The sequence below is a fragment of the uncultured Ligilactobacillus sp. genome (assembly GCF_948826705.1).
Classification (GTDB): domain Bacteria; phylum Bacillota; class Bacilli; order Lactobacillales; family Lactobacillaceae; genus Ligilactobacillus.
Genome location: NZ_CAQLEL010000066.1, coordinates 1 through 25571, shown reverse-complemented (window position 1 = coordinate 25571; position 25571 = coordinate 1). Strand labels below are relative to the sequence as shown.

Below are 25571 nucleotides of genomic sequence, written 5' to 3'. Positions count from 1 at the left end.
GTGTATTTCTCTCTATAAGGTCATAACCTACCAGTTTTACCGACTGCATGGCTCTTGCTTTCAGGTAATTCCCTAAAATATAGCAGGTAGAATTAAAAATAACAGTTCCTTCAATATTCGGATTTGATTCAAAGATTTCATCAAGTTTCGTGAAATTGTACACCGAATCATTGATTTTCAACTCCACCTCATGCAGATTTCCAGTGAATCCCATCTCTTTCAGATAACGACAAAATCCCTCCCTGCGGTTTCTTCCCTGATTGGAGTCATTCTTTCCACTATGGACAATCCGTGCCATAAGAATATCGGAAGCAGGAGAAATTCTGTCTGTCAACAACCTGGCGGCAATAACTCCGGCATCATAAGATTCTGTACCGAAATAGGCAAGTTGATGCTGTCCCTCAATATTGGAATCGACATAAATATAGGGAATTTCGAATCGGTCGAGTTCACGCGAAAGCCGGATAACAGAATCGGTAAACAATGTGGCGATTAACACACCATCCACCTTTTCATCCAACAGATTACGGACTATATCATCAAAAGTTTTGTTGTTATACTGGTCAAAAAAGAGCTTTGTGATAGTTATATTATAAGACTCCATTTCGGAAGCAGCCTTATCAATGCCTTCTGAAATGGCTTCCCAATACTCTCCCTGAGCAAAAGACGGAGTGATTGCGACAAAGTGATACTGTTTCTTGGACGCCAATGAACGCGCCATGAGATTAGGCTGATAATGAACCATCTCCAAAATAGCCTGCACCTTTTTCCTGTTTTCTTCAGATACCCGTCCACGATTATGAATGACTCTATCCAAATGTATGTGTGCATACGCAGACCCATCGCAATCCCGGTACTGATCTGTGTCTTATATGTCCATTGATCATAGATTTCATTGCCAACAGCGCCACCGATCTGTGCAATGCTAAAGGTGTCACTGCCTTTGGCTTTTTGAGCGTTTGGGCCTTGGTACTTAGAAGTATCAGTACCAAATTCACGCTCATCTGCTTTGACGTGATCAACTTGCGCGATTTTTTGTACTGTGACCGGCACTTGATCTAAATTTTGTGTCGCATTATCTGCAATCGGACCAGCCAAAAAAAGAGTCGCTACTGTAACGACTCCAAGTAATAATTTCTTCTTATTCAAGTAGATCAATCCTCCTTCTTTTGTGGGTATTGTTTCAACAGATCACGCTGTTGAGCATAGGCTTGTTCTACTGCGTTGATTACCACTTGTTCATCTTTCACGGTGAACCCTGCGTCTAAGAGCGCCTGAACAACAGCTTTGACTGCATGATTTTTCTTCATTGCGCCACTCAAGTATTCTGTAACGCCTAATTTTTGCGCTGCGATTACTGCGTCTTTTGCTAGTGGCTCAAGCACATTGAAGATCGTTCTAGCTTGCACGTTCTTTTTGATCTCACTACCTAAAAATGTGATCACCGCAGTTATCACGGTCACAAGTGCGGTAACTACTACATCAGTAAAATCCATCACTTCTTCGCTCCTTTATTTTTTAGTTTCGATCTAAGCTTAGCGTTCTCTTTTCTAAGCTCTTCTAATTCGCTGATTTTCTCTTTTTTATCAGCTTTTCTGCTATTCGCAGTTGCCGTGATCCACGCAACAATAATTGATCCAAGCGTAGAAATCACGGCAACCCACACTTGATCACTCAAGTCTAATCACTCCCAACGAAGTTCTATCACTATTCCTACCAATACAAAAAATGAGTAAATTCCTGGAAAACTAAGATAAACACCACGAAGCGCATCATTCGCACAAAATGATAAGAAAAATGCTAGCCACACAAAAGTCAATGTGGCTGTCATGATTTGCTTGTAGTACAAATGCTTGATATCCCACAGCGCAAAAACTAATGCAATCGTTCCGACCACAGCTAACATAAAAATGAATGGTGGATCATCAAGCGCAGCTAGTGGACTGTGATCCCAATCGAAAACTCCTGCTGATCGTTTGACAATAAAGAAAAACGCCAAAGAATAAGTCTCCAGCGCTTTCAATAGCCAAAAACGATTTTTCCTAATATTTTTTAGCATCGTTATTCCTTTCTTCCGCCCACCCACCGCAAAATTTTCTTTATTCATCTGTTGCAGAAACTAATTTAACAAGCTTCTTATGCGCAATATCTTGAATTTTTTTGCGGTTCAAATCATCTAATGTGACACCTTCATCTAAATCTTCGGTAGTGACATTGACAGATCCGTTGATGTAATTGTCTCGGTTATCATCGTGCCCTTCGAAATTGACGTCAATTCGTGTTGTGTTTCCTTTAGCGTCAAATCGGTATTGTAAGCCATTCATTGTATTTTTAAACATATTAGTTACCTTCCTTTTCTAATTTTTCCAGTTTATCCATCAACAAATCATAAATAAGAGCTGCTTGATTATCTAGTTCGTACGGATAATCTAACAACTCTTGACATAATGCATTGAATTTTTCTAAATATTCTGTGCAATCGATCACTGCTTTTTCATTCGTCAATTCTTTCAACTCAGTATCAAGCTTGCTTGTATCACCTCCTTTTTTTAGAACATACTTACCATTTTCTACTTTGAGATCACCATTTTCATCGGTCTCAAAGTATGTCTTACGTACATCGCCAAGCTCTTCGTTGTACTCTTTGTTCTTATCAGAGATCAACTTGAGCAACTTAGAGCGGCCACGCGAAGCACGTGCTTTAAGCTTTAGTTCTCCCAAAAAGTTGCCAACTGGGGCTAATTCATAGTTTTTAAATTCAAGTGTTTGCATTATTTTGTTCCTCCTGTTAAATTTACATCGACTTTATCAAGCCGAACATTTTCATATTGTTTGCGTTTGGCTTTGATTTCATACGATACAGATAAATTTGGCACATTTGACTCGATCACAAAGTAATCTTGAGCCATTTCAGATACCCATGCATAGCCATTGCTGTAGCTAGATACGAATACATGATAATCAATATCAGTATTGATTGTTTCTAAAAATAGCGGATCAATCATGATTTTTACACGTCTTGATACACCTGTATTAGCCTTGGCGATATCACCAAAGTAATATTCTGCCGTTTCATAAGCATTTATCGCGGTTTTACCTTGCGAAGTATCTACAATCGAGTTTTTAGCTCCTTGGACACCTAAACGGCCTAAAACTGTTAGCCCCCCACTTCCAACCATTGTTTCTCCTAGTGGATGTATATAAACTCCATTACCAGAAATAGAGACATTTTGCCCCCTTTCGTTATCGTTTCCCCACCCGCTCCACGTACTGCTACCTATAGAGATTTCTGGTCGAGAACTTATGGTATTAGAATTATTGGGGTCGCCTGCTATGAGTTGCAAAGGTCCTCCAGACTCGAAAATTACTTTTCCGTTCTTTGCCATTGTCAAACCTGCACCATCGACTGTTCCTTGAAGAGAAGAGGATCCCCAACCATTATAGTTAGATGTTTTTATCTCTATACCTTCTCTTCCTTCAACGGTTATACCTTCTGCTGCGCCAGTTAAAAAGCTAAGTGTTCGGTAAATACTTCCGTAATTCGGTGGTAGATTACTACCCCAATTAGTTTTTGAGCTGAATTCTAATTTACCATTCGATGCAAAAATCCCTTCACCAGAAGCGTTGGATATTTGTAATGTCCCTCTATCAATATCAATATTTAAGGTTCCAGACGTTGATCTAACTCTTCCTTTTTGAAAATCAACGACACCAGTATCCAAATTCATACTCAAATTTTGTCCATTGATGGTACCAGATGTAATGTTATTAGCGTTGAGGTTAGTAACGTTAACGGTACGTCCGTTGATCGTGCCACCATTGATTTTATCAGCAGACAAGCTTGCGATCGCAGCACTTGGGATAAATGCCTTGCCACTAAAAACAACACTCTCAGCATCAAGATAGATCTTATTTGATTGGATAAGTGTCCGACCTGCCTGTAAATTAATTTGAGATAACAACTCATTCTTTTGAACACGTAGATCGATTGCTGTATTTAGCTCATTTCTAACAGCTGTGATTGCAGCCATGTCGTCTTCTGGCGCAGGCGACCAACTTGTAGCTTTATTTCCAGCTTCAAGTTTGACCTTACGAATATAAACTTTTTCGCTAGGCTTAGAATCTACCCATCTTCTACCAACGATAGCAGTCTTCTTTGTATTATCAGGATCTACGTCATACAATACCCAGTAACGCTTCCATTGGTTAGTCAATGTCACAAATGTTTGACCATCAACAGCATTAAAAGTCTCACCTAGTGAAGTAGATGATTTCTTTGAAATATTTCTACCGCCTAAACCACCGTGCCACAAAAATGTACCTATGCGTTGACCACTAACATCACCTTTAGCTTCAAACGATAAAATGTACTGATTTTCGTTTAAAGGTTGAGTTGTGTTATATACAGCACCTTCTACCCAGCCAGATGTTGGAGCATCATTCGATCTAGATTCGGTGCTTGTCCCACCTAATAAATTAGTACCACCGACAGACAAATTTGTTAATGCTAATTGTAGCTGATTAGCTTTTTGATCAACATAAGATAAATCAGCTTTATTAACTACAGTTGAATTAATGCCGTCAACTTTAATATTCAAGGCGGCATACTTATCTTGTAACGATCCAATCATATGCGTATCTTTGATATAAGGCAATCTTGTTGAACTGAATGTCAACATTGGTTGATTAAAAATGATGTTTCCAACACCAAACGTATAGAGCCTGATAGCTGCATACTTAGCGTTACTTGGGACTTCAACATTTTCACAATATAATAACTTTTGCTGTCCATTCTCAATGTTATACATGAACTGCGTTTGTTGATTTGATGTAGCTATTTCAGGATCTCTTTCGTTAGCATAAAACTTAATCTCTAGTCCTGCACGACATTGACCGTGAGTAATCATGTCAGTTACGTGCAATTGAACGCTAGCCGATAACCTCTGCCCACTAACGACTTTAAATCGCCTGTTATCGCTAACTAGATAATCTTGTTTGCTTGGATTTCTAAATGCTAGACCGTTAGACCCTTTCCAGCTATCCCACTCGTTATTGGCAAACAAAATTGTTCCCGCTGGATTATCGCCAATATTTGACCAGCCTTCTGCATTGTTAACAAACTCAGAGTTATATACTAAATTTTGAATACCTAATTCAGCGATTTTGTTGTTGATTTGAGCAATTTCACTAACCCGAAACGACATGCCATCTTTTAAGATATCAAGATCATTTCTATAAGTTTTAAGAGTTGTATCAAACGCCGCAAATTGCTGTATCTGATCTTCAGGAGCTGTTGTATAATCAGTTGCCACATTGCCTTTTTCAAACTTTACTTTGCTGATCCTAAAAGGCCCTGTCGCTCCTTTTAATGATCTGACCATAAAAATGATCGCATGCGTATCTGGTTGTGTATGGATCACAAGTTTTTTATCTGCTCGTCCAGGTGTATTAGGAAAATTTGACATATTGGCAATATTCCAGTTATCTTTGTAAACACTTGTTGTTTGTTTACAATCACGATCTTTAAATTCCCAGAAAATGAACCCTTGTTTATCAAGATGTTGACCATCAGCCCAATTTAAATCAAAGCTAAATACATAGTCTGTATTAGGCTCAATATCATACACACGTTGCTCGATCTGCACGCAATCTTTATTACCTACATTCAATTCAACAGTATCATCATTCCATGTAACTCCGCCAAACGCTTCATACCACGCATCATGTGGAAATTTAGCACCGAGCTGAGATTGTTTGAGTAGGTTTCTCCCGCCAAAAGATAAACTATTTAATTTGCCATCAACCGCCGTGATACTTGCATGCAAGCCATCTGCTGTTCTAGTAAGTTCTGTTGTTTTTACATATCCATTAAGATCAGTAGCAGTCAACTTCTCTTTCAATTCTTGCGCTGTACTTGACTTGAAGCTTTCAAAAATATCAGTGCCCACTTTCGACAACATTTGCTGTTCAATACCGTTGGCCCTCATCTTTAAGCTAGCAATATCCCCCTGCAAATTAACAAAGTTAGATACTGCGCCATCAGCAGTCAACTTGACACTTGATAACTGATTTCTAGTATCTTTTATCTGTACAGATAGTCCATTCAAATCAGCATTAAAATTAGAAATGTTACCTTCAAGATCGGCATACATTCCTTTTACACCATTAACATCAGTCAGTAACTTATTGATGTCAGCTTTGTTTTTATCTTTAGCTTCATTCAGCAGATTGATCTCTGAGTCAAATCCACTAGCATAATCCAAAAGATCATTTGATGCCTTTTGAGCTTGATCTAATGCTTGTTGTACAGCCTTATCAGTATTGATTTTCGCGTTTTCAACGGCATCATAGATACCTGATAAAGATTGCTGAAATGACTCTGTACTATCGTCAACATTTTTTGAAAGCTTCTCCAATTCAGCCTGCTGCTTTTCAATTTCTGCTTTGATTTCATCGTTAACAATATCTTTTCTTTGCCACTCACCAGTTCCATCACTTTGACGCTCAAAGATCCAAAGTTCCGTACTATTACCATTCTTTTTAAACCATACATCGTTGATATGTGCATCTTTAGGCGGTTCAGTAACACTTGTCGGAAAGATCACTGTTCCGTCCGGAGAATTGCGATGCTGTAACTCTCTGATAGTTTGCATAAGACCACCGGTCCAGCTAACCACTTGCGAAGATCCAGAAGTTTGATCTGCCTTTGAAACAGCAGAAAGGCCACCATTGAATTCAAGAGTATAACCGTTATTAGGTACGATAAAATCATTGCCTTTTTTATCATACAATCTCAACCAGTCACCAGCTTCAACTGCAGGATTACCGAACCAATTTAAGGAAAAAGGATAGAAATTAATATCTTTTAGCTGTTCCCAGATATAATCGAGCCTTTCCTGTGTCATGACGTTATTTTCCAGCTTGATTTGTGCACCACTCGTAGATCCTACTTGCAACGTCGTAGTTGTTTCTTGCGCCTGATCATCTCTAGTAGTTGATTTTGTAGTAACTTGACATTGAATTCCGCTGATTTTATAAGTGGCTTCATTTTTGGTCAAGCCACCTTGCTCATATTGACTAGGATCAAGTTCGTAACTAGGCTCTGCTACTGTACGAATAGTCAATTTCCCACTTCGATCAAATGTCGCATATCCAGCATAGAGCTGTGCGATCCATCCCAAAATCTTACGATAACTTTGACCCTCAACAGCTGTAGGTATATCAGCTAACTTAGGTAATCTACTTAATTCACTCGTGTTAGGATCTACACCAGCCATCGCACAAATTTCCGAAATAACATCTAATACCTTAGCAGGATATGTCAGCTTTGATTTATACACACCTTCAAGCTTACAAAAAGCATCGCTTGCACTAATAGTCGTTAGGTTATTGTTGCGATCCATTTTAATCTCACTGGAAATGACAAATACCCCCAATGGATCATAGATGTATTTATTTGAAACTTTGATGCCGATTGATACTTCGACTATATCGCCTAGTTTCAAGCCTTCTACAAGATGAGAAAATTCGATTTGAATATTATTCGAATAGGTTGATCCAATCGCGAAAGTTTCACCAGTATAAGCACCTGCATCGTATTTTAACGAATTTATATCAGTTGCGGTATATTCCTTACCTGCAATCGTTACTCTTACCGCTAACGTTCGCTCTGTCGCTTTCCATGCTGCGATTGTTTCATCTGATTGAGATAGCAAATAATCACCCCCTATTGTTCAATTAAATCAAAGGATAAATTCTTCCAAACAGGCAAAGAGTCAACAAACGTATATATTGGCGCAGTACGATCACCAACATAGAATCTACCCGTCTTCATTCCACCCGTATTAGGATCTAAGTATTCTACTGAAAAGAATTCAGCTTCGACTAAACGTAAGATCTTTGAACATTCTGGCACGGTCAATGCGCCAAAAGTCAAATTTATCTTTCTTTTTGTAGCTACCCTATCACGATGCAAAAGGCCTTGCGCATCACGTGTGGCCTTGGCATCGATATCTTGAATCGCTACTTGCATTGTTTGTGGGGCAGGATTAACCACTGTCCCAGAAATTTTCAAATAATACAATCACACACATCCTCCTTAAATATTTAACATGTTTCTACCATTGCGCTGATTGATCGCATTGATACCTTTAATGGCATGTTCACCAAATGACTCATCGCCAATCTTGATATTGAGGTGTAAATCAACTGGCTTTCCGTTGTTATTACTGCTTTGTTGCATCTGTAACGCTTGTACGATCGCATTTACTAGGTTCTCACTCATTTGCTTAAAGCCACCACTCTTAGCAACAGAAGACTCGTCTGAATGATCTTCAGCATAAATAGAACTTCCAATGCTATCGCCCTTAGAAAGCGAAGCAGGTAACTGCAGTCCACCACCAAAGTTTTGGTTCATGAAGTTAATAGCTTGATTGATACGTTGCATACCTAACTCACGATCAGATAGAGGAACCACCATTTCAGGCTTATCGCCTTCACCGATCTCATAGAAGCCGTGCTTAGCGATCAGACCACCGCGTTCATAACCATGTCCATGACCGATAACAGCCAGCATATCTGATCCGTAACGAGATTTAGCATAATTGATAGCGGCAAGCATGTTATCGTAGCCTTTCATAATATTACCGTGCCCAGGGAAAGCATAGGCCCTAAATGTACCCGGCTTCGTTTGTAAAAGACCTGTTGCATTACCTTCTGCTAAACCATCATCACCACCGATAGCACGTTCATTACCACCAGATTCGGTTTGGATCTGACGCACCCAGGCATCAACATAAGCTGCAGTTGTTGGCAGACCATTTTCACGCAAAGCTTTTTTAACAGCACTACGCCATCCTTCAGCACCTGGCCCAGTCTGACGAGTTGAGCCACCGAATTTTTTGATAATATCTTTAGCCCAGTTCATCATGCCTTTCTTTTCTTCATTGACAGCACCTTTAGCTAGTTTTAGTGGCGCTTCACCTAAGCCCCAATCAAAAGTAACGAATTTATTAACGATGTAATCAACTAACTTGCCAGGATGAGCAATATCATCCATGACACCTTCTAACTCATCGATCACACCTCCAAAAAAGCTACCGACTCCACTAAAGATATTACCTAAACCACTAAGAGCCTTACTAATACCGCTAAAATCAAAGTTGAAATTACCGATCCCGCCAGCATATTTAGGGATCATACCGGACAGTTCATTTGCTGTACTTGTAGCAGTTTTAACTTTTGTGCCAGCTGGTAAGTAAGTCAAGAAATTACGTTGAGCTGGGAATAAACCTTGCTCGCCATTAGGCAATTCATAACTTTCACGGTAAATATCACCAACTTGATCATTTACCAGCGCTAGACCACCCGGATGATTTTCTGTACCAGTTTCATACGAACTCCAATTAAAGAAACCCCAGTTGAGTGATCCACCACCTAATTTATTCAAGACCCAATCAATACCATCTTTGATCTTACCCGTAGCATTTTTTACAGGCGTTACAATTGCGTCAACAACTCGTCCAACAGCATTTTTAATACTTTGCAATCCTCGAGTGATCCCGTTGCCGATTGTATCGCCTAGACCGCCAGCCCAATCGCTCAACGTTCTAGCAGTACTATGTCTGAAATCAGAGACCCAGTTACCTAAACGTTTACCTGCATTAACAGCTGAATTATAGGCGTTGCCCATACCACTATCAACGTGCCCACCTAGACCACCAGCCCAGCTAGAAATACTGCTATTGGCACCACCAAAGAAACTTCTCGTCCACTCAGATAGCTTTCTACCAGCATTAGTAGCATTAGTTCTTGAAGATTCCGATCCGTTATTGATGTGATCACCTAGGCCGCTAGCCCATGATCTTACAAGTCCGCTAGCTGATTCTCTAAAATCAGTCGTCCAGTTTTTGAGCTTAGATCCTGCGTTTTGAGCTAGGTGCTTGCCTGTTTCGACACTGCTATTTACATTACTACCGATCGAAGATGACCATTCATGTATTTTCTTTTTGGCATCCTTAATAAAATCTGTAGTCCATGATTTGACTTTGTTACCAGCAGAAGTAGCGAATTTCTTGCCCTTTTCTACGTCCTTATTGATATTAGAACCAATATCAGAAGCCCATTTAGACAATGTTTTCTTAGTTCCTGAAATAAAATCGGTAGACCATTTACCAAGATTAGAACTAGCTTTTTGGACTTCCTTCTTTCCTTTGGTGATGTTGGTATTGATATCCTTACCGACCGATTTAGCCCAAGAAGTAAAGTTATCCAAGATCTCATGAGACTTAAAACCAATAGCTTCGACCCAATCCTTAGGCTTTTTACCTTTACCATATTTAGACCAACCATCACCAAACTTAGAAGCGCCAATACCGCCCCATTTACCGATAAAAGATCCAACTTGTTGACCAATAGCAGCGCCTAAAGGTCCACCAAAATAAAGTCCGATACCACCACCAATAGCACCACCGATACCTGAACCAAAGTTTTGAAATTTATCTTCTTTATTTTTAGCCTTGATACCTTTATAGATATCAATTCCAGAAGTTACAGCTATCATCGCTCCAGATAGTCCCGTCCCCAGTTTTTGCCCTAGCTTCATAGGCTCACCAGATTTAATGGACGAGCGCACGGACTTAAGGAAGTCAGTTTGGGCAAGATTACTATTTTGCCAGCTCTTATTAACTTCTCCCCATAGATTCTTAGCATTGGTGTAACCAGTTTTTATATTACCGAACGTTAGCTTAGTAATTTCTTTGATTTTTGTGATCGGATGCTTACCAAAATCAATCACAACACCTAAAAGATCATCAGCATATTTAGCCCCAGCTTTTAACTTATCAAACTTGAGCATTGATAAGATTTTAATAGTATCGATAAAGTTTTTGATACCAGAAATAACACTACCTGCTATCTTTATCCCGAATAAAGTGAGCAACGTTCCCGTCATCACTTTAACAGCTGTTTGATGTTTATCGACCCAATCAGATAGTCCTTCTAATGCTTTAGTCAATAATTTTAAAGACTCGATAATCACAAAGCCTGCCACTTTGGCAAGTGGTTTTATAAAATCATCAAAGAGCCAACCTAAAACAGGTTTAGCAGCTTTAACGACACTATGAACTACCTTAAGAGCTGCTGCTAGTAAGTTAAAGAATTCGGGAATCAAATCAGTGATCGCAAACTTGGCCAGTGGCAATAATACATTCTTATAAGCCCATTCAATGCCGTCCCAGACATCTTTTGTAACTGGTCGGATAGATTTAAGCAAGTTGTCGATCGATTGCAATAGCGGAGTAAAATCAAGCTTTTTGGCCCAGTTGGCTGTATAGTTAGCCATATCACTCAAAGCCCCAAGCATGTCATCAACCATGCCTAAAATCGTCTTAAAGATCGATGTCCCGACATTACCATGTTGCCAAGCTTTATCGAACTGCCCTGCTAAATTACCAATGGTATTTGAAATACCAGTAAATAATTCGATCAAATGCGCTGCGATCCGTTCACCTGTGCCATCGTTCCACGCTTCTCTAAATGATGTAGCTATGTGATGTATCAGCTCAAGCACACGATTCAGTGCATCGAAGATAGCTTGAATAAATCTTGTGCCACGATCACCTTGCTCCCAAGCATTTGCAAATGCTCGCGCAATATCACCAACGATATTAAGCATGTCAGCTAGTAATTGAAGTAGGTTCTCAACAACTTTTTGACCGGTTCCATTGTCCCAAACGTGCATAAACGAGTTGCCGACATCGCCTAATAAACGCTTGATCTCAGACCAAGAATATTTAGCAGCATCGATCACAGCTTGTCCTTTTTCATCCCACGCTTTTTTCATTGGGTCAAAGAGTTCGCCTAAAACTTTTTTGAGCTTGTCGACTGCATCGATCGCACTTTGATAGCCTTCGAGTGGCACATTCCAATCAATACCAGGTTGATCACTATCTAGTGAAGTATCATCTTGTGCAGGATCGTCAAAAATAGGTGTATCTTGTTTTTGCTGTGGTGTAAATTTTTCGAGTGGTTGGCCTTCAAATTTGCTATTATCCTTGTTCTTGTTGTTATCTAGGACATTAAGCTCGTCAAAGCCCATCAAAGATCCTTGCAACTCTTCATTAGCTTTCTTCGTTTCTTCAAAAGCTTTTTTAGCCTGCTCGTTAGCTGCCTTTATCTTTTCATTTTCGGCAGCGACTGCAGCCGCACCTTCACGATTAGCTTGTGCGATCTGCTGATTTGCACGTTGAACCGCTTTGGCTTGTTCTTGCTGTTGTTTTTTGACAGCATCACTTGCCTTGTTTGCTGCTTTTGAAGTATCATTCATAGCTTGCACTTGTTCGTATAAACCACGTGCTCCACTACGAGCGCTAGATAGACTCATACCAGTCAGAGCAGACATGAACTGTGCTATCCAACCAGTAGCTTTTTGCAATGCACTCATTAGCGCATTGATTGCAGGTAATACATAGCTGTAGATCGGATAGAAAGCCGTTAAAAGATTTACTTTGATCGCATTGAAACTACTTGCAAATTGTTTGTTAGTCATAAGCGCTGCGCCCATACCTTGAGCCAACATCATAATTGCTTGATAAAGCAACGTAAACACGATCAATTGGCTAGCAAGCATACTCATCGCCATTTTGACGCCTTTCAATCGCTCACCTAGCAATGAAGCGCTTGAACTTGCTTTTCGCATTGAAGAACCGCCACTATTACCCATACGCTTGAATGATGATGAAAGACCTGAGATCGTATTTCTAAGTCTGCTGAATTTAGAACTCGTTGCAGTAGCTGTGTTTCCTTCTTTAATAAGTTCCGTATTGACTTTTGAAGTAACTGCTCTTAATTCATCACCACGCGCACTAACATAGCTATAAGCTTTTGCCAGCTCGTCATTTCGAGCGATCAATCGTGTGTATTCTTTCTCAGCAGATTTAATTTTAGGGTTCTTGTTAGATGGTTTACCCATAATCTCATCAGTTTGGCGAAGTTTTGCGATTGAACGTCTAACTTTTTCGATCTGATCTTCGTTACGATCCATTTCGTTTGCGATCTTCTTTAACGAATCGGGGATCGTATCAAACTCCTGCTTCATTTCTTGAGCAAGAGCTTTAGCTTGGTTTTGGAATCTTTCCATCTTAACTTGTGCATCGGCGATCTGATTATCAAGCTTTAAAGCTTTGACTTGGCTACCTTGCTTGCTCATGTCAAGATCATCTTTGCTAGCTGTCAGCGCTTGGATCTTACGTTGCATTGATCTAGCTTGATCCATCTTCTGGTTGATGTGAGAAACTAGTTCGTCAACCTCTTTTTTGGCTCTAACAGCTTCTTTTTGAATTTCGTCATCGATCCCAAAATCAACTTCTCTTTTTGGCATATAAGGTTGTAGCTTTTCTTCTTCTGTTTTAATTCGAGGTGTGGTTTGCTTTTTAATGGTCTCACTGTCAACTTTAGGTTTAGGAATATCGCCAACGCTTTCGCGCGCAACTTTAGTCTGATTTGCAATGCGTTGTTGCATGTTAGATGCTTCTTGCAGTCTTGCGGTCAAACTATCTAAACCTTTTTCTGACGCATTGACTGCATCTTTAGAGCTTTCGACCTGCGCTTTGTTGCCTTCAACGATCTTTTCTGTAGCTTTATCTTGCACTTCGATAGTCTTTTCAATCGCTTTTTGCTTGTCCTTTTCAGCTTCTGAACGGCGTTGAACCTCTTCTTTTGCTGAATCGCTAGACTTAGATAGTGTTTCACCAAAAGATTGACGAATGCGGTCCAAGTTGCCTTGAACCTTCATTTGCATATCACCAGTTTTTTGACCGATCAGCGCTGTGAACTCATCCATTTTTTGGATAACATCACCATAATTAGCCTTAAATCTCAGTTCAAGTTCTTCAAGATTCACTCTCCACACCCCCTTTTTTATCTTCGTTAAATTGTCTTATCCGCTGCGCTTGTTGCATGAATAATGCTTGATCTTTCTTCCAATCGCTATCTTCTTGTGATTCTTGCTCAGCTTGATCAACATCATCCCGAATGAATGGATAAGCTTCTTCAGCTTTTGGCATTTTAGCTGGATCATTGACTGCAAAAGCTACTAACTCACTTAATCTGTGATCCATATATGCTTTAGCACGCCATTCCTCTAATCGACGCTTGTTGTTAGCTTTGATTTGGGTCATGATCTCTAATAAGTCCATATCCCAAAATCGCTCGGCATCAATACCAGACTGGACCGCGATCGGATACAACTCTTCAAAGAATTGTGAGACAGTCGTAAAATTGGTCTGCTCAGTTTCTACAGAAGGGAGTCTTCTGTTGGTTCTTCTGCTTCGAGAGATACCGATTCCGAATCGATCTTCGTATTCTTGTCCTTCTTCCCGAAAAAACCAGATAGCTCAAGCAACTCCATTAAATCGTTAAATAATTCCATAGTCGTATGCCCTTGATCTAAGTACTTTTCAAAAGCTTTGACGATCTTAGCATCGGTCACACCAGCTGTTTGATTTGCGCTTTGTAACACGATCAAGATCTCATTTACCGGTGGTAACTTGTTTCCGCCTTGACTATCCATGAAAAGAGAAAGCATTGACTTTCCTAAACGTTTTTCAGCGTTAAAGATCTCACGTCCGCCCAAGCGCAAACTTAATTCAAGATCTCCAAATTCCATTTTCTTAGTTGCTTTTTTAATTGATGTTGCCATATTACAAAACTCCTTAATATATATATTTATTTAATAAAAATAGATGCAGGACTCGAACCTGCATCTATCGAAATGTGTTAGTCAGATGATACTGTTGCTGTCGCTGCTTTAAAGTGTGGCCCGTCAGAAACAGTGATCGTGATTGTGTAACCTAAAGGCCCGTTAACTGCAACAGAGGCAAATTTAATATTATAAGAGCCACGCATTGTTGCTGTCATACCATCTGGATAAGTAACTTTCCATTGATATTGCTTACGATCACCAGCTTCAGCCAACGCTTTTGCGAAGCTTGGGCCCTTATAAACTACTTGAAATTGTACGTTAGAAGCATTTTGAATGCCTTCAACTTGTTTCCGGCGATCATCAGCCAAAGTAGTAACGTCAACTTTTTCAGTGTCCCCACCTAATTCAGGGACCGTTTTAATGTCGGCAAATTCTTCCCATGTTGTACCATCAGAAGATCGTTCCAGCTTAGTACCGGTACCCACAAGACCTTCTGTATTGTCGATCGCAAAGCGTTGCAAATCTAACGCTAAGGTATCGCTATAAAGTTTTACATTTTTCATTTTCTTCATCCTTTCTGATAAACCCGACCGCTCGCATTATCAACGATACCGTTAAATACGATCACTACTCGAGTTATTCCATTCAAATCTTGATCACCAACGCTATTAGAAAAGCCCATCGCTGAAAACTTAGCAATGAGCTCATCTTTTATTTTTGTTAGCGATCCTTGATCACTGTACAGATCAATAGTGATCTGCCATTCAGTGTCAGTCTCTTGTTGTTTGTTATCCCGAATATACGATGATTGAGATGTTTTATAAATAGCAGTTGGAAACTTTGTAAAGCTATCGGGATAATTTGGTGAGACCGTTTTTAGTTCTGGCATAGCCTTCAAAGTCTTAAAAACTAGCGCTTTGACATTATAAATCTCCATCTAATCACCTAGCTTATTTCTAAATTCTTGTTCTACACGTGTTTTGATGATGTTAGGCGCTTCTTTTGCTAGGCGGTCCATCGCTGGCGTCATGAATTGCCTTGCAGGCTGTCCCGTTGTTCGGTAGAAGTATTTTCCTTTGATCTTGATCTTTGGAATGCCATAGATCTTATTTAGATCAATATCAACTTCTTCAGCCGGAATATACCAAGGAGTCTGTCGATATGTGATCGCAATATTGGGTGGCAATTTCTTTGGTGAAGCTTCGCCAACTTTACCAGTCCCAAATTCACGAAAAATAGCCACCATAGACGAGTTCCACCAACGTGCGATAACCTCATCACCATCTTGTTTAACTTCGTGTTTAAAGCTTCTAGCAAGCTCTCCTTGAGAATATTTGATGCTTGATTGTAATTCATCAACAGCATATGCTTCAGCTTGTTCGATTGCATCTTCTTGCCCATTCATTGCACCTTCTGCTAAAACACCAGGTAATTTATTTAGCTTTGCTTTGAGTTCATCTAAACCATGGATCTCAACGTCAATCATGATCATCATCCCTCTTAATGCGCTCTAGCGTGATATTCTTGTGCGTCGAAAACTCTTGGATCGCTGTGATCTTATAATCAGGATCTGCAGCTTTATCAGTATATAGACAAATACCAAAGCCTTCACCGTGACTTTCGCTAAGTTCTGCACCTTGATATTTGCATGCCTTGATGTATTTGATATCCTTGCCGTAAAGTTGAGCATTGACTGTTCCGCCTGCAGATTGAACATTCATTCTAATCTCTTTAGGATCACCCCAGCTTTTAATGCTGTAGCCTTCGTCATCCTGAGTGTTTATAGGCTCTTTTAGATAAACTGTTGTTAAGTCACTTTCTTTTAATCTCATAACTTTGTCACCTTAGCGATCCGATATTGATTCAATCCCTGTCGAATGTCTTTAGGAATACCCATTTCAAGATAGTTAGTCACACCACCTTCGACACGTTGCGTCTCACCTTCTAAGCCTAAACGGTTATAATTGACGATCGCCAAACGTTTCGCATAGACATCAAGGTTACCAACTAATTTCTTTTGACCAGTATAATCAAGAACTTGCGCAATCGCTTCTTGGATCAAATCGCTCATCAAAACATCGTCACTACTTTTTAGTCTTGCACCTAAGGCGGTAGCCATTTCAAGTACTTGTTGATCCACATTTAATCCCTCCAAAATTAAAGAACTTTAGCTTGGTAAACATCATCAGCACTCGCAAATGATGGAAGCATGGTTGCAGCGGCTAATACCCAAGTTCCGATCGGATCTTCGCCTGTCTCGTAAACTTTGGCCATAACATTACCAACTTGGGAAATTTGTGCATTGCTTGAAAGCATACGATTTTCTTCTGGTGTTGGGCCGTAGATCTTTTGACCAGGTACTTCATCATTGAATAATACGATGCGATCTTCTGGGAAATAATGTTTTGTTGTCATCTTGCCATCTTCACCTTCAACACGATATTTACCATCATAAGCTCGAATTACTGGCAAACCTTGGGCAGTCATCCATTGGTCGAGATCAGCTTGACCAACAACACGACCGGTATCTTTTCCAAAGATAGCTTCTTTGATCTCAGTACTACGCATCAAAGTACGTAAAACTTTCTTAGAAGTAAGTGCTCGTGTTGGTGTGATATCTAACGTATCAGACCAATCTTGCAAATTATCGATGATAGAAGCACTATCACTTCCCCAAAGAGCTTTGCCGGACAATTCTTTTTGGTGCTCTTCTGGTACTTTATAATCGATCGCAATACCGTTCTTTTCATCGGTGATCTTACCAGTAGCAAACATTTCCATTGTCATTTGTTCACCACGTGCAAGCACTGCTTGAACCATCGCATCAATATCATCAAAGACATATTGTTTCAAGTAATTTTCTTCTGCTGTATTACGTGGATAACGTAACTTAACTAGCATTTCTTCTGTGATCTGCACCTTACGCTTTACGTATGCAAGTTCAGCAGTCATTTTGGTTGCATCCCGGCTACCGATCTCAGCTTCTGTATCGAATGCAGAAATATTTGCGATCGTCGGTACTCGACTACCGGCTTTCAAAATGTCTACTTCTAACGTTGGAACTTTTGTAGCTGGGAATAGCGTATCGCCTAATAGATCTCGATATTTACGATTTCGCGTATAATCGATGACCGTTTTTTGGTTGAACATGTCAAGGATCGGTGTTGCAAATCGTTGTAAATCTAATTTGATCATTTCTTTTTTCATTTACTATCTTCTCCTAACTTAATATAATTAATCAGAACTTACGGTCCCAGAAGATTCTAAATCTTTAAAGTGGATCGCCGTCATTGCTTTGATTGCTTCTGCTGAAGGAGCTGGGTTCAAACGCTTGCTCAATACCCAGCCTTCACGCATAACTGCTACCATTTGCTTAGATTCATCAGATGCCACATATACGTCATTAACTGTGATCCCAATTGCTTTAGCATCGTTTGTTGGGTAAACCGTTCCGGCAGGTACATATTTACGGCCTTGGTCATCAGTTTGTACATTGTAGTTAGTGCTATCGATCGTTTCTGGAAAAGCTGTGAATTTTTCAGAAGCTAAAAAATTCAACTGTTTTCCGTTTTGGAATTGTGTGTACATATAATATTTGCTCCTTTCCTATTTCCAAAAATCACTCTTAGATTTATTAGATTCATTAGCCTTTTCAGCATACATCTCGCCAACCGTCTTAAGCTTCGCATTACCTTCTGTACTTTTAGGTGTACGTGCGCTTTGAGCTAAGCGAGTTTCAACTGCATCATGCAATGCACCCCTAAAGGCTTCACTCACTTTTTGATAACTAGCATTCATAGTATCTTCATCAGCAAGCACATCCCCAAAAACATCAACTAAGCCGGCCGGTAATCCGTCTTGGATCAACTGATTTGCTAGCTTGCTTTTGTTTTCGCGTTTTGCGATCTCAGCTTCACGATCACTCAAAGCTTGCTCACGTTGCTTAAAATCATATTCACGGCGTTGTTCTTCAGTCATGTTCTTGCGTTCTTTAGCATTCTTAGCTTGTTCTTCTTGCTCTTTTTGCCAGTTAGTTCGGGCTGTTTCTAACGCTTTACTGAGCTTTTTATCAAAGAACGAATCCATTTCAGACTCTGTTTCAAAAGTTTTAAAAGGTTCTGTCTTTTGTTCAACATTTTCTGAACTTTGTTGTTCGTCTGTTGCATCACCTTCTCCACTTTGTTCACCTTCTGCAAAACGTTGCAGATCTAAAAGCAATAATTCTTTTTCCATAATGTGATCCTTTCTACCCATGCACATCCGCTTTTTTGTCTGCACGAAAAAAGCCGCCCCATATTTCTACACAGCGACTTTCAAAAGTGAGACAACAGACCCACATACGTATTGATTTTTGAGCAGTTTTATGACTTACTCAGGTCAAAGCAAAATAAAAAGCACTCAACTAACGAGTGCCTTTCGGTCTATGCCTATATACTACTTTTTCGATATCATCAATCGAAATCGGCATCATTGCCATCGTTTTTTCTTCTTGCTCAGGGGTTTCGACTCCATAATCGGGAAGGAAATGAGTTTCGTCTAATTGATCCATTAAGCCTACCCTTTCACCTGTTTTTAGAATAACTACATCATACTCTTTTGGAACAAGCTTACTCATTCTTCTTCACCTCTTTCACATAACTACTTGTATATTTTATTCTTTTAGGATCATCATGCATAACTATCCAGCCGACAATGACATTAATCGGTATTCCATCTTCATTGTACAACATTATTTTTTGTTCGTACAACTTTCCGTATCCATTATCCACTTTATATTTTGCAGGATAAATTCTTGCTGCTTTTTTTATCGCGTTTACATATTCCAAATAGTTATCTATATCATATCCCAATTTTTCTTTAATAATTTTGCCTTTGGGCCAACCTTTATCATTGCTATGCTCAAATAAATATTCTGTAAATTTAGTTTCAGGAAACACCATATTTTCTAAATTGGGCAACATTTTTTCAGGATGCTTTTTCAAGTCTAGTCTTCTTTTAATATCAACGTTTAAGTTATTCCAATAACTATTACCACTATTTTTAAGCCCGTTATATACCTTTTTACTAGGCATATCCTCACCTAAAAGTTCTTTGATCATATCATAGTCATCTTTGATAATATCTTTAGAAACACCTAAATAAATCACAGGTACAGTACGACAAAAGGGATGTAACGGTGGCATATTCTTGCCAAAAATTGCATCCTTAACATTGAAGATTTTCTTGTTGATACTACGACAGATCTTACTTGTTCGACTGTCCAAGATAGCTATCAGCTGATACTGTTTGACGCCTCTACTTTTCCAATTGTCGAGCTTAGTTTTAGAGTAAAAGTAATTAACTTCTGTTCTGATCAAACGACTAGCATTAAATTTACCGACATTAAACTCTTGATCGATACGCTTGATCATCTCGCGTTCTGACATGTTGCTAAGTTCTTTGACTGTAAATAGCTCTTTCAAGCGATCAGCAAGTTTGTCAGTGTTATCCCAGATACGAGATGAAAAATTACCACCATTCCATCGACTATTCAAAGCCCGCTCAACATATCTATTTGGCATTTTTGTGAGCTTTGTTTTGGGCTCATCAAACTTCATAGGTACACTAGCAAGTTTTTTACCTGTCTTAGGATCTTTGATGATAACTTCATTTTTTTGTTGCTCTAATTTCGGCTTAGTGTTGTCGTCTCCAAGCTTATAGTCTCTAGCTTTGTCATACATAACACCTTGCTTTTCGGCTTGTTTCCAAGCGCGTTCCATTACATTTGTATGCAGTTTAACATTTTGCTCTAGCTCAACTGCTCCAGCTGATCTAGCTACAATATAGGCTTTGACCTGCATCTCTTCTAACCTAGTGATCCGACTCTTAGCAGCTAATCTATTCAAATAATCATTGACTGCCTTTTTGCTATCTTTGTCAGTTATATTGTTGGATAGCGCTTTTAGCGTAACTAATTCAGACGGTGAAATATGCGAAGACATGATACTTTCAACTTCATCAGCTGAAATATCTGCATAAAAATAGCGACGATAGATCTTTTTGACCTCGTCGCTTAGATACACCTGCGCTTTTTGATATGCTTGGTTGATTGTATTCAGTTTATCAGTTGCTTCATCTTGATTGTCTTGCTCATCTTGCAGATCACGCAACTGCCAATAATTAAATTGATCCTTATCACTTTTCATAGACTCACCTAGAACGTGATTGCGATGTAATCACCGTATTGACTAACAAGCTGACCAACTGTATTTTCAAATGCTTTTAGTAGCGTTTTATTCTCAATGCTTTCATCATCTAAAAAGATAGCCGTTAAAACTCCATCATTATCGCTTACAGAAACGTTAGTACAATTATTGATCGTATGTGTCAATAATGTAGAGAACGACGCACAGACGATGTCAGAGCCATACGAACTATATTCAGCGTGTCCGCTTGCTGTGATCGTCGTCTTGTTGTTTTTCTTTATCATCTTCACTTTGATCATTTTGACTATCACTCCATTCTATGCGATCAGGATCTTGTTGTAAGGCCTGTTGATTTTTCTTGATGTTTTCTGCATCTTGGTGATCCATTTCTTCGATGATCTCTTGTGGGTCATCAACTTGGGGCAACCAGCCGTAAGTGATCTTACGTGGAATAACGCCGTCAGCATTCTTGATATTACTTACAACATCAGATAAATTAACTGGAATATTTGGCATAAGCTCGATACCACAGCCACTTACATCGTCATTGCCACCTTTAATATTCACGATCGTTTGGACCATATTCAACCTGCGACGTAAGCCATCAAAGAAGTATCGCTTTTTGATCGATAACAGATTTTCCAAGCCAAAGAGCTTGAACTTCATAGCTTCACCAGACACATTGCCCATGAATTTTTCGTCATTCATATTTGGCACATATGAGATCTTATGAATATCGTTTTCGATCGATTGACTGAGTAAATTGACCTGCGTCTCATCAAACGACTTAGTTAGCCAACTGATATCCGCTCCATCTTCGCGGGATGGAGCATTCAAAACACCATTCTTCAGAGCTTTCAGATCATCATCATCTTCTGCTAAGCCAAAGCCAAATGTAACTAAGATAGCATCAACAAACGCTTCTTTATCCGAGATGCGATCAGTTTGCAACAAGTTATACGCATCGATCAATGAAATAAGTTGTTCAAAATCTCCTTGCCTTTCCTCGTTGTTGCGATATTCTATCAACGGTACAGCATTAAATAAATTTTCGCCATCATAGACGATCGTATCGGTATCGGATAACTCCATTGCCATTTTAGTCCTAAATTCAACTACACGCTTAGGCATATACACTGTCACACTATAGCCATCCATACGCCCATCAAGATCTTTCTTTGGTTGCACAAAGACAGCAAACAATGGATCATGTTCCACGGTGTCATCAGTAACGACGATCGCAGCACGAGGATCAATGACTTCGATTTTCAATTCAGTGTTCGGGGTCGATTTTTCATTGCCCGCTTCATCTATTGTCGCCTCTGGTTCTGTTTCTTTAAGATACAGCAATTCATAGCCATAACCAAAAACAGATAGATCCTTTTCCAGCTCTATATCATGCTTATGAATATCAGCATTCTTCAATACATCAAGTACATCATCAATGCTTTTATCCTTATCAGCAGTATACTTAACGGGATTGCCTGTCATGAAACCGACATTCATATCAGTGATATATTTAGCATGGTTGATCATAATATTTGCTGACTTCACCTTAGAATTGTCAAATTTGTGATCATTGACATCTTGCTTACCGTTGTAATAATCAGCTAACTTATCTAGCCTTTTTTGACGTTCCTGAAGTTCTCTGATCGCATAGTTGATAGCTTTGATATTCGGTTCGTTTACATCTTCTAATAGACTTTTATCAATCGAAATAGCCACTTAAACACCTTCTTTCTACAAACCTCGAATATTAGGCCGTTTTGTGATTTTTGCAGTAAAGTTTTTGTGGATCACCATATAAACGAAATAACGCATAGCATCGCAAGCGTGATCGTGTTCTTTGACTGGCCTATCTTCACCATGTTGCGCTGCCTTTTCATCCCAGATATAACTTGCTAACTCTTTAAATAAATTAGAGCAAGTATCGCTAAATAAAATCTTGCCTTCATTCATCGCGCTTTGAGTAACACGAATACCATCAACAACATTATTTTTAGCTTTCTTGACCTTAAAACCATTCTCTCGCAATACGGCAATAAAAGAAGCAGCCGACGGATCAATGATGATCTTTGCTTTAATCTTGCCCAAGAATTTCTTTAGCTCTTCACAATACTGTTCATCAGTCTTTTGCTTTGCGCTAGTACGCCCAGAATAATAGTATTCTTTGATCAAATACCATGTACCATGATTACGCCCCCACAGCAAAAATACTGTCGGGTTCTGTGTGCCATAGTCACAAGATACATAATATTTTTCAAATTGTTCCGGCATATCGTGAACCACCATGCTATCCTTATCAAAGTTGTCATAAATAACACCTTCTGACATGACCCAAAGACCAAGAATGTAGCGTTGATAGAACACACCGCTAAACATACGTTCATAACGTTCAATGATCGATCGCGACAGGGATGGGTTGTCTTTCATCGTGAAATGAATACGGATCGCATTCTTTTCACTTAACTGATCTATCCAATCTAGCTTGAAGTAATGATATGGGCCTGCAGGGTTACAATTAAACCAAAGCTTAGATCCTTCAACTGAGCAACGTGCGATCGCTTGGTTAACAAAACTTTGTGGCATAAGTGCAACTTCATCAAAGAAAGCTCCGCCAGCGGTCAACCCTTGCACTAGATCCTGCGACCCTTCATCCTTACCACCAAACAAAAAGAAATAGTTCTCTTTGTTGCCTTTTTGAATCACGAGCATATTCTCTGAGCGACTATCTTTTACAGAGTAGCCACGACCTTCGAGCATACGTTTTAACGGTCTGATAACATTGCGCCGAAGCGATCCGATCGTTTTACCTGATACAATGAATTGCTCACCATTAAAACTATTCATAGCCCACAAAACATAGGACAATGACATCACAACTGTCTTACCTGCACGAACTGAACCATCACAAATAAGCGCTTCTTTGTCTCGCAAGGCTGGAACTTTCCACCACGTTAAAACCATCAGTTGCTTCTGTGAAAAGGTTGTGAACTTAAAAGATGATCTACTTAGTGCGTTTTTCTTTACCATTCTTTTCGCTTCCCACTCCTTCTACATCTGCATTATTCCAAATTCCCGGAATAGCTTGCTCGATAGCTTTAATAAAGCCATCGTCATCAGCAATCGAATTATCTGGTTCTGGCAAGCGATCCAATAGTTCACGCATTGCAGTCTGCTTGTCATACATTTCTACTACTGGTTGTCCTTTGTCAATGCGTACGCTCTTGATATTTGCTGTATCGATCTCACTACTATCCTTTAAAACAATGATCGTTTCGTAATAATAGCCTTGCTCTCCTGTTTGTGGATCTATCCACGGATCTAATCGATAAGCACCAGCATCATCTTCGTAGTCGCCTTCTGGATCGTGGACTTTGGACCACTTGAGCTTTTTAACAGACTTGAAGTCTAGCACGTCTGTAATGTCTGCTGTTGCCTGTTGAAGGTACTTCAGTAGAATATCATTTGCATCAGCGTACAAGTCCATAGACTGTTGTTTTTTTAACTCTGTGAGTTGCTTTTTTATGTCAGCATTTGTCAGCAATCTGTGACCGTTTCTTCTAGCCGTTTCATAGTCAGCGCCATACGCTTTTTGATACGCCCAAGTAGCATTGTAACGTTGCAAATAATACAGGCAAAAGGCTTTCTGACGGTCTTTTAGCTCATCATTTTCGACTAGCTCATCGATCACATCTGGACTTCTTGCCTGCGCAACTTTGCTCTTTCTTGTGTGCACCCTTTTTGACTTTTTGTGTGCACCCTTTTTCTTGGTTGCATCCCTTTGCCAACCATTTCGACTTTTCCAAGATTTGACAGTATTAAGTGACACGCCATACTTTTCAGCAATATCCTTATACTTCATCCCAGATAAATAGTCTTTTTCAGCATCTTCAATGCGACTCACTTCATATCACCACCTCCAAAGTAGTTTTATTATTGTTATTGCTATTACTTAGCCACAAGCTTGTCTATGAGTTTCCTTTCTTTCAAAACTTCACTCTCGAACTTTTTATGTTTTTTCTTGCTAGTCTCACGATCAAGCTTATTAATCAAATATTCTTCCAATCCACAGCTCACAAGACCAGCATTTTTTGTCTGTTTCATATTGCTTCCTTTCTGAAAAATAAAAAGCCAGCCTGTTACAGCTGACTTAGATTGATATTAATGGTCAAGGCCTAGGTTGGACTTGCACCAACGCTTTATCACTAGATAGGCCATTTTGCTCGCTTCGGTCAGTTGCGAGCTGGACTTATCGCGCCCGCACGCTAAACTTATTTAGTGACGCTCTAGCACGTCAGCGTACACTTAAGATATTCTCAAAGTAAATAAATCAAACCCATGTCCCATTTCTGGAACACTATCATAGTAACACGGTGTAGGTATCGCTTGTGTACGATGTTTGTACACACTTTGTCCGATTTTTTGTTATGATCCTTCGCCTAGTGGTCAACCCTTATCGACTATTTCAAACGGATAATCATCCTTGTCCCCAGTATAATCTTTAAACAACACATCTAGTGCCTTCTGCTCTTTAAAAATTGGAGTCAATATCAACCACTGGACTTTTACTTCGGCATCAAATGCCACCGGTTCACGATCCCACTCCTTTAGCAATTTCTTTGGCAAACGGATAGCTTTTGAATTACCCCATTTTCGTATATCTAATCTCATATCAGCACCTC

The 25571-nt window shown here is 39.5% G+C and carries 27 protein-coding genes; 1 reads left to right on the top strand and 26 read right to left on the bottom strand.

Annotation, left to right across the window (positions count from 1 at the left end; all coding sequences use genetic code 11):
- The 6 genes from Q9Q35_RS03970 to Q9Q35_RS03940 all read right to left on the bottom strand — a co-directional run.
- The coding region (locus Q9Q35_RS03970; protein WP_370648882.1) for a substrate-binding domain-containing protein at window positions 1-817 on the bottom strand (817 nt) is incomplete at its 3' end.
- A 337-nt stretch (window positions 818-1154) separates the two neighbouring features.
- The gene (locus Q9Q35_RS03960; protein ID WP_304652229.1) at window positions 1155-1496 is read right to left on the bottom strand and encodes a phage holin, LLH family; all 342 of its coding nucleotides are present in this window, start codon (window positions 1494-1496) and stop codon (window positions 1155-1157) included.
- Entirely contained in the window at window positions 1496-1678 is a 183-nt protein-coding gene (locus Q9Q35_RS03955) for a hypothetical protein (protein ID WP_304652228.1), read from the bottom strand. Before Q9Q35_RS03955 ends, Q9Q35_RS03960 begins: the two co-directional genes overlap by 1 nt.
- Before the next feature lie 6 nt (window positions 1679-1684).
- Window positions 1685-2107: a hypothetical protein gene (locus Q9Q35_RS03950; RefSeq protein ID WP_304652227.1), complete on the bottom strand. Its 423-nt coding sequence runs from the start codon at window positions 2105-2107 to the stop codon at window positions 1685-1687.
- Entirely contained in the window at window positions 2100-2339 is a 240-nt protein-coding gene (locus Q9Q35_RS03945; protein WP_257577228.1) for a hypothetical protein, read from the bottom strand. The genes Q9Q35_RS03950 and Q9Q35_RS03945 overlap by 8 nt, the downstream gene beginning before the upstream one ends.
- A 1-nt stretch (window position 2340) precedes the next feature.
- Window positions 2341-2772, bottom strand: coding sequence for a DUF1617 family protein (locus tag Q9Q35_RS03940; RefSeq protein WP_304652226.1), 432 nt, complete (start codon window positions 2770-2772; stop codon window positions 2341-2343).
- Between the two features lie 2686 nt (window positions 2773-5458).
- Between Q9Q35_RS03940 and Q9Q35_RS11970 the strand changes: the two genes are divergently transcribed.
- Window positions 5459-5527 carry an SWIM zinc finger family protein gene (locus Q9Q35_RS11970; protein WP_370648883.1) on the top strand — a complete coding sequence of 23 codons (69 nt, stop codon included), beginning with the start codon at window positions 5459-5461 and terminating at the stop codon, window positions 5525-5527.
- Window positions 5528-7726: 2199 nt separating this feature from the next.
- Here the strand turns inward: Q9Q35_RS11970 and Q9Q35_RS03930 are convergent.
- The 20 genes from Q9Q35_RS03930 to Q9Q35_RS03835 all read right to left on the bottom strand — a co-directional run.
- Window positions 7727-8083 (bottom strand): DUF6711 family protein, encoded by a 357-nt coding sequence (locus Q9Q35_RS03930; protein ID WP_082613091.1) that lies wholly within the window; start codon window positions 8081-8083, stop codon window positions 7727-7729.
- 15 nt (window positions 8084-8098) lie between these two features.
- On the bottom strand, window positions 8099-13900 hold the full coding sequence (locus Q9Q35_RS03925; protein WP_304652224.1) for a lytic transglycosylase: 5802 nt from the start codon (window positions 13898-13900) through the stop codon (window positions 8099-8101).
- Window positions 13890-14195, bottom strand: coding sequence for a hypothetical protein (locus Q9Q35_RS03920; protein WP_304652223.1), 306 nt, complete (start codon window positions 14193-14195; stop codon window positions 13890-13892). Before Q9Q35_RS03920 ends, Q9Q35_RS03925 begins: the two co-directional genes overlap by 11 nt.
- Before the next feature lie 98 nt (window positions 14196-14293).
- The gene (locus Q9Q35_RS03915; RefSeq protein WP_304652222.1) at window positions 14294-14698 is read right to left on the bottom strand and encodes a DUF6096 family protein; all 405 of its coding nucleotides are present in this window, start codon (window positions 14696-14698) and stop codon (window positions 14294-14296) included.
- 77 nt (window positions 14699-14775) lie between these two features.
- A complete protein-coding gene (locus tag Q9Q35_RS03910; RefSeq protein WP_304652221.1) occupies window positions 14776-15264 on the bottom strand; it encodes a phage tail tube protein in 489 nt (162 codons plus the stop codon).
- A gap of 5 nt (window positions 15265-15269) precedes the next feature.
- On the bottom strand, window positions 15270-15638 hold the full coding sequence (locus Q9Q35_RS03905; protein WP_304652220.1) for a hypothetical protein: 369 nt from the start codon (window positions 15636-15638) through the stop codon (window positions 15270-15272).
- Window positions 15639-16187: an HK97-gp10 family putative phage morphogenesis protein gene (locus Q9Q35_RS03900; RefSeq protein ID WP_304652231.1), complete on the bottom strand. Its 549-nt coding sequence runs from the start codon at window positions 16185-16187 to the stop codon at window positions 15639-15641.
- Window positions 16180-16533 (bottom strand): hypothetical protein, encoded by a 354-nt coding sequence (locus Q9Q35_RS03895; protein ID WP_221677989.1) that lies wholly within the window; start codon window positions 16531-16533, stop codon window positions 16180-16182. The genes Q9Q35_RS03900 and Q9Q35_RS03895 overlap by 8 nt, the downstream gene beginning before the upstream one ends.
- Complete coding sequence (locus Q9Q35_RS03890) at window positions 16530-16841, bottom strand: phage head-tail connector protein (protein WP_304652219.1); 312 nt, start codon at window positions 16839-16841, stop codon at window positions 16530-16532. The genes Q9Q35_RS03895 and Q9Q35_RS03890 overlap by 4 nt, the downstream gene beginning before the upstream one ends.
- A gap of 17 nt (window positions 16842-16858) precedes the next feature.
- Entirely contained in the window at window positions 16859-17908 is a 1050-nt protein-coding gene (locus tag Q9Q35_RS03885) for a major capsid protein (protein ID WP_221677988.1), read from the bottom strand.
- 27 nt (window positions 17909-17935) lie between these two features.
- Window positions 17936-18289 (bottom strand): hypothetical protein, encoded by a 354-nt coding sequence (locus Q9Q35_RS03880; RefSeq protein ID WP_221677987.1) that lies wholly within the window; start codon window positions 18287-18289, stop codon window positions 17936-17938.
- Window positions 18290-18307: 18 nt separating this feature from the next.
- Window positions 18308-18934, bottom strand: coding sequence for a DUF4355 domain-containing protein (locus Q9Q35_RS03875; protein ID WP_221677986.1), 627 nt, complete (start codon window positions 18932-18934; stop codon window positions 18308-18310).
- Window positions 18935-19103: 169 nt separating this feature from the next.
- Window positions 19104-19316, bottom strand: a complete 213-nt coding sequence (locus Q9Q35_RS03870; RefSeq protein ID WP_221677985.1) for a hypothetical protein — start codon at window positions 19314-19316, stop codon at window positions 19104-19106.
- Complete coding sequence (locus Q9Q35_RS03865) at window positions 19309-20886, bottom strand: minor capsid protein (RefSeq protein WP_221677984.1); 1578 nt, start codon at window positions 20884-20886, stop codon at window positions 19309-19311. Before Q9Q35_RS03865 ends, Q9Q35_RS03870 begins: the two co-directional genes overlap by 8 nt.
- An 8-nt stretch (window positions 20887-20894) precedes the next feature.
- On the bottom strand, window positions 20895-21185 hold the full coding sequence (locus Q9Q35_RS03860; RefSeq protein ID WP_221677983.1) for a ribosomal-processing cysteine protease Prp: 291 nt from the start codon (window positions 21183-21185) through the stop codon (window positions 20895-20897).
- Window positions 21121-22611: a phage portal protein gene (locus Q9Q35_RS03855; protein ID WP_221677982.1), complete on the bottom strand. Its 1491-nt coding sequence runs from the start codon at window positions 22609-22611 to the stop codon at window positions 21121-21123. Before Q9Q35_RS03855 ends, Q9Q35_RS03860 begins: the two co-directional genes overlap by 65 nt.
- A gap of 15 nt (window positions 22612-22626) precedes the next feature.
- A complete protein-coding gene (locus Q9Q35_RS03850; RefSeq protein WP_221677981.1) occupies window positions 22627-23919 on the bottom strand; it encodes a PBSX family phage terminase large subunit in 1293 nt (430 codons plus the stop codon).
- Complete coding sequence (locus Q9Q35_RS03845; RefSeq protein WP_221677980.1) at window positions 23894-24793, bottom strand: terminase small subunit; 900 nt, start codon at window positions 24791-24793, stop codon at window positions 23894-23896. Before Q9Q35_RS03845 ends, Q9Q35_RS03850 begins: the two co-directional genes overlap by 26 nt.
- Before the next feature lie 44 nt (window positions 24794-24837).
- The gene (locus Q9Q35_RS03840) at window positions 24838-24993 is read right to left on the bottom strand and encodes a hypothetical protein (protein ID WP_221677979.1); all 156 of its coding nucleotides are present in this window, start codon (window positions 24991-24993) and stop codon (window positions 24838-24840) included.
- A gap of 342 nt (window positions 24994-25335) precedes the next feature.
- Window positions 25336-25571 (bottom strand): hypothetical protein (locus Q9Q35_RS03835; protein ID WP_304652218.1); only part of this gene is annotated, 236 nt, incomplete at its 5' end.

What these genes read in the sequence shown, in the direction of transcription:
- Q9Q35_RS03960 (WP_304652229.1), bottom strand. Translation starts at nt 1,496, where the DNA reads ATGGATTTTACTGATGTAGTAGTTACCGCACTTGTGACCGTGATAACT.
- Q9Q35_RS03940 (WP_304652226.1), bottom strand. Translation starts at nt 2,772, where the DNA reads ATGCAAACACTTGAATTTAAAAACTATGAATTAGCCCCAGTTGGCAAC.
- Q9Q35_RS03900 (WP_304652231.1), bottom strand. Translation starts at nt 16,187, where the DNA reads ATGATTGACGTTGAGATCCATGGTTTAGATGAACTCAAAGCAAAGCTA.
- Q9Q35_RS03915 (WP_304652222.1), bottom strand. Translation starts at nt 14,698, where the DNA reads ATGGCAACATCAATTAAAAAAGCAACTAAGAAAATGGAATTTGGAGAT.
- Q9Q35_RS03840 (WP_221677979.1), bottom strand. Translation starts at nt 24,993, where the DNA reads ATGAAACAGACAAAAAATGCTGGTCTTGTGAGCTGTGGATTGGAAGAA.
- Q9Q35_RS03865 (WP_221677984.1), bottom strand. Translation starts at nt 20,886, where the DNA reads ATGAAAAGTGATAAGGATCAATTTAATTATTGGCAGTTGCGTGATCTG.
- Q9Q35_RS03875 (WP_221677986.1), bottom strand. Translation starts at nt 18,934, where the DNA reads ATGGAAAAAGAATTATTGCTTTTAGATCTGCAACGTTTTGCAGAAGGT.
- Q9Q35_RS03850 (WP_221677981.1), bottom strand. Translation starts at nt 23,919, where the DNA reads ATGGTAAAGAAAAACGCACTAAGTAGATCATCTTTTAAGTTCACAACC.
- Q9Q35_RS03920 (WP_304652223.1), bottom strand. Translation starts at nt 14,195, where the DNA reads ATGGACTTATTAGAGATCATGACCCAAATCAAAGCTAACAACAAGCGT.
- Q9Q35_RS03880 (WP_221677987.1), bottom strand. Translation starts at nt 18,289, where the DNA reads ATGTACACACAATTCCAAAACGGAAAACAGTTGAATTTTTTAGCTTCT.
- Q9Q35_RS03905 (WP_304652220.1), bottom strand. Translation starts at nt 15,638, where the DNA reads ATGGAGATTTATAATGTCAAAGCGCTAGTTTTTAAGACTTTGAAGGCT.
- Q9Q35_RS03870 (WP_221677985.1), bottom strand. Translation starts at nt 19,316, where the DNA reads ATGAGTAAGCTTGTTCCAAAAGAGTATGATGTAGTTATTCTAAAAACA.
- Q9Q35_RS03945 (WP_257577228.1), bottom strand. Translation starts at nt 2,339, where the DNA reads ATGTTTAAAAATACAATGAATGGCTTACAATACCGATTTGACGCTAAA.
- Q9Q35_RS03860 (WP_221677983.1), bottom strand. Translation starts at nt 21,185, where the DNA reads ATGATCAAAGTGAAGATGATAAAGAAAAACAACAAGACGACGATCACA.
- Q9Q35_RS03950 (WP_304652227.1), bottom strand. Translation starts at nt 2,107, where the DNA reads ATGAATAAAGAAAATTTTGCGGTGGGTGGGCGGAAGAAAGGAATAACG.
- Q9Q35_RS03885 (WP_221677988.1), bottom strand. Translation starts at nt 17,908, where the DNA reads ATGAAAAAAGAAATGATCAAATTAGATTTACAACGATTTGCAACACCG.
- Q9Q35_RS03910 (WP_304652221.1), bottom strand. Translation starts at nt 15,264, where the DNA reads ATGAAAAATGTAAAACTTTATAGCGATACCTTAGCGTTAGATTTGCAA.
- Q9Q35_RS03895 (WP_221677989.1), bottom strand. Translation starts at nt 16,533, where the DNA reads ATGAGATTAAAAGAAAGTGACTTAACAACAGTTTATCTAAAAGAGCCT.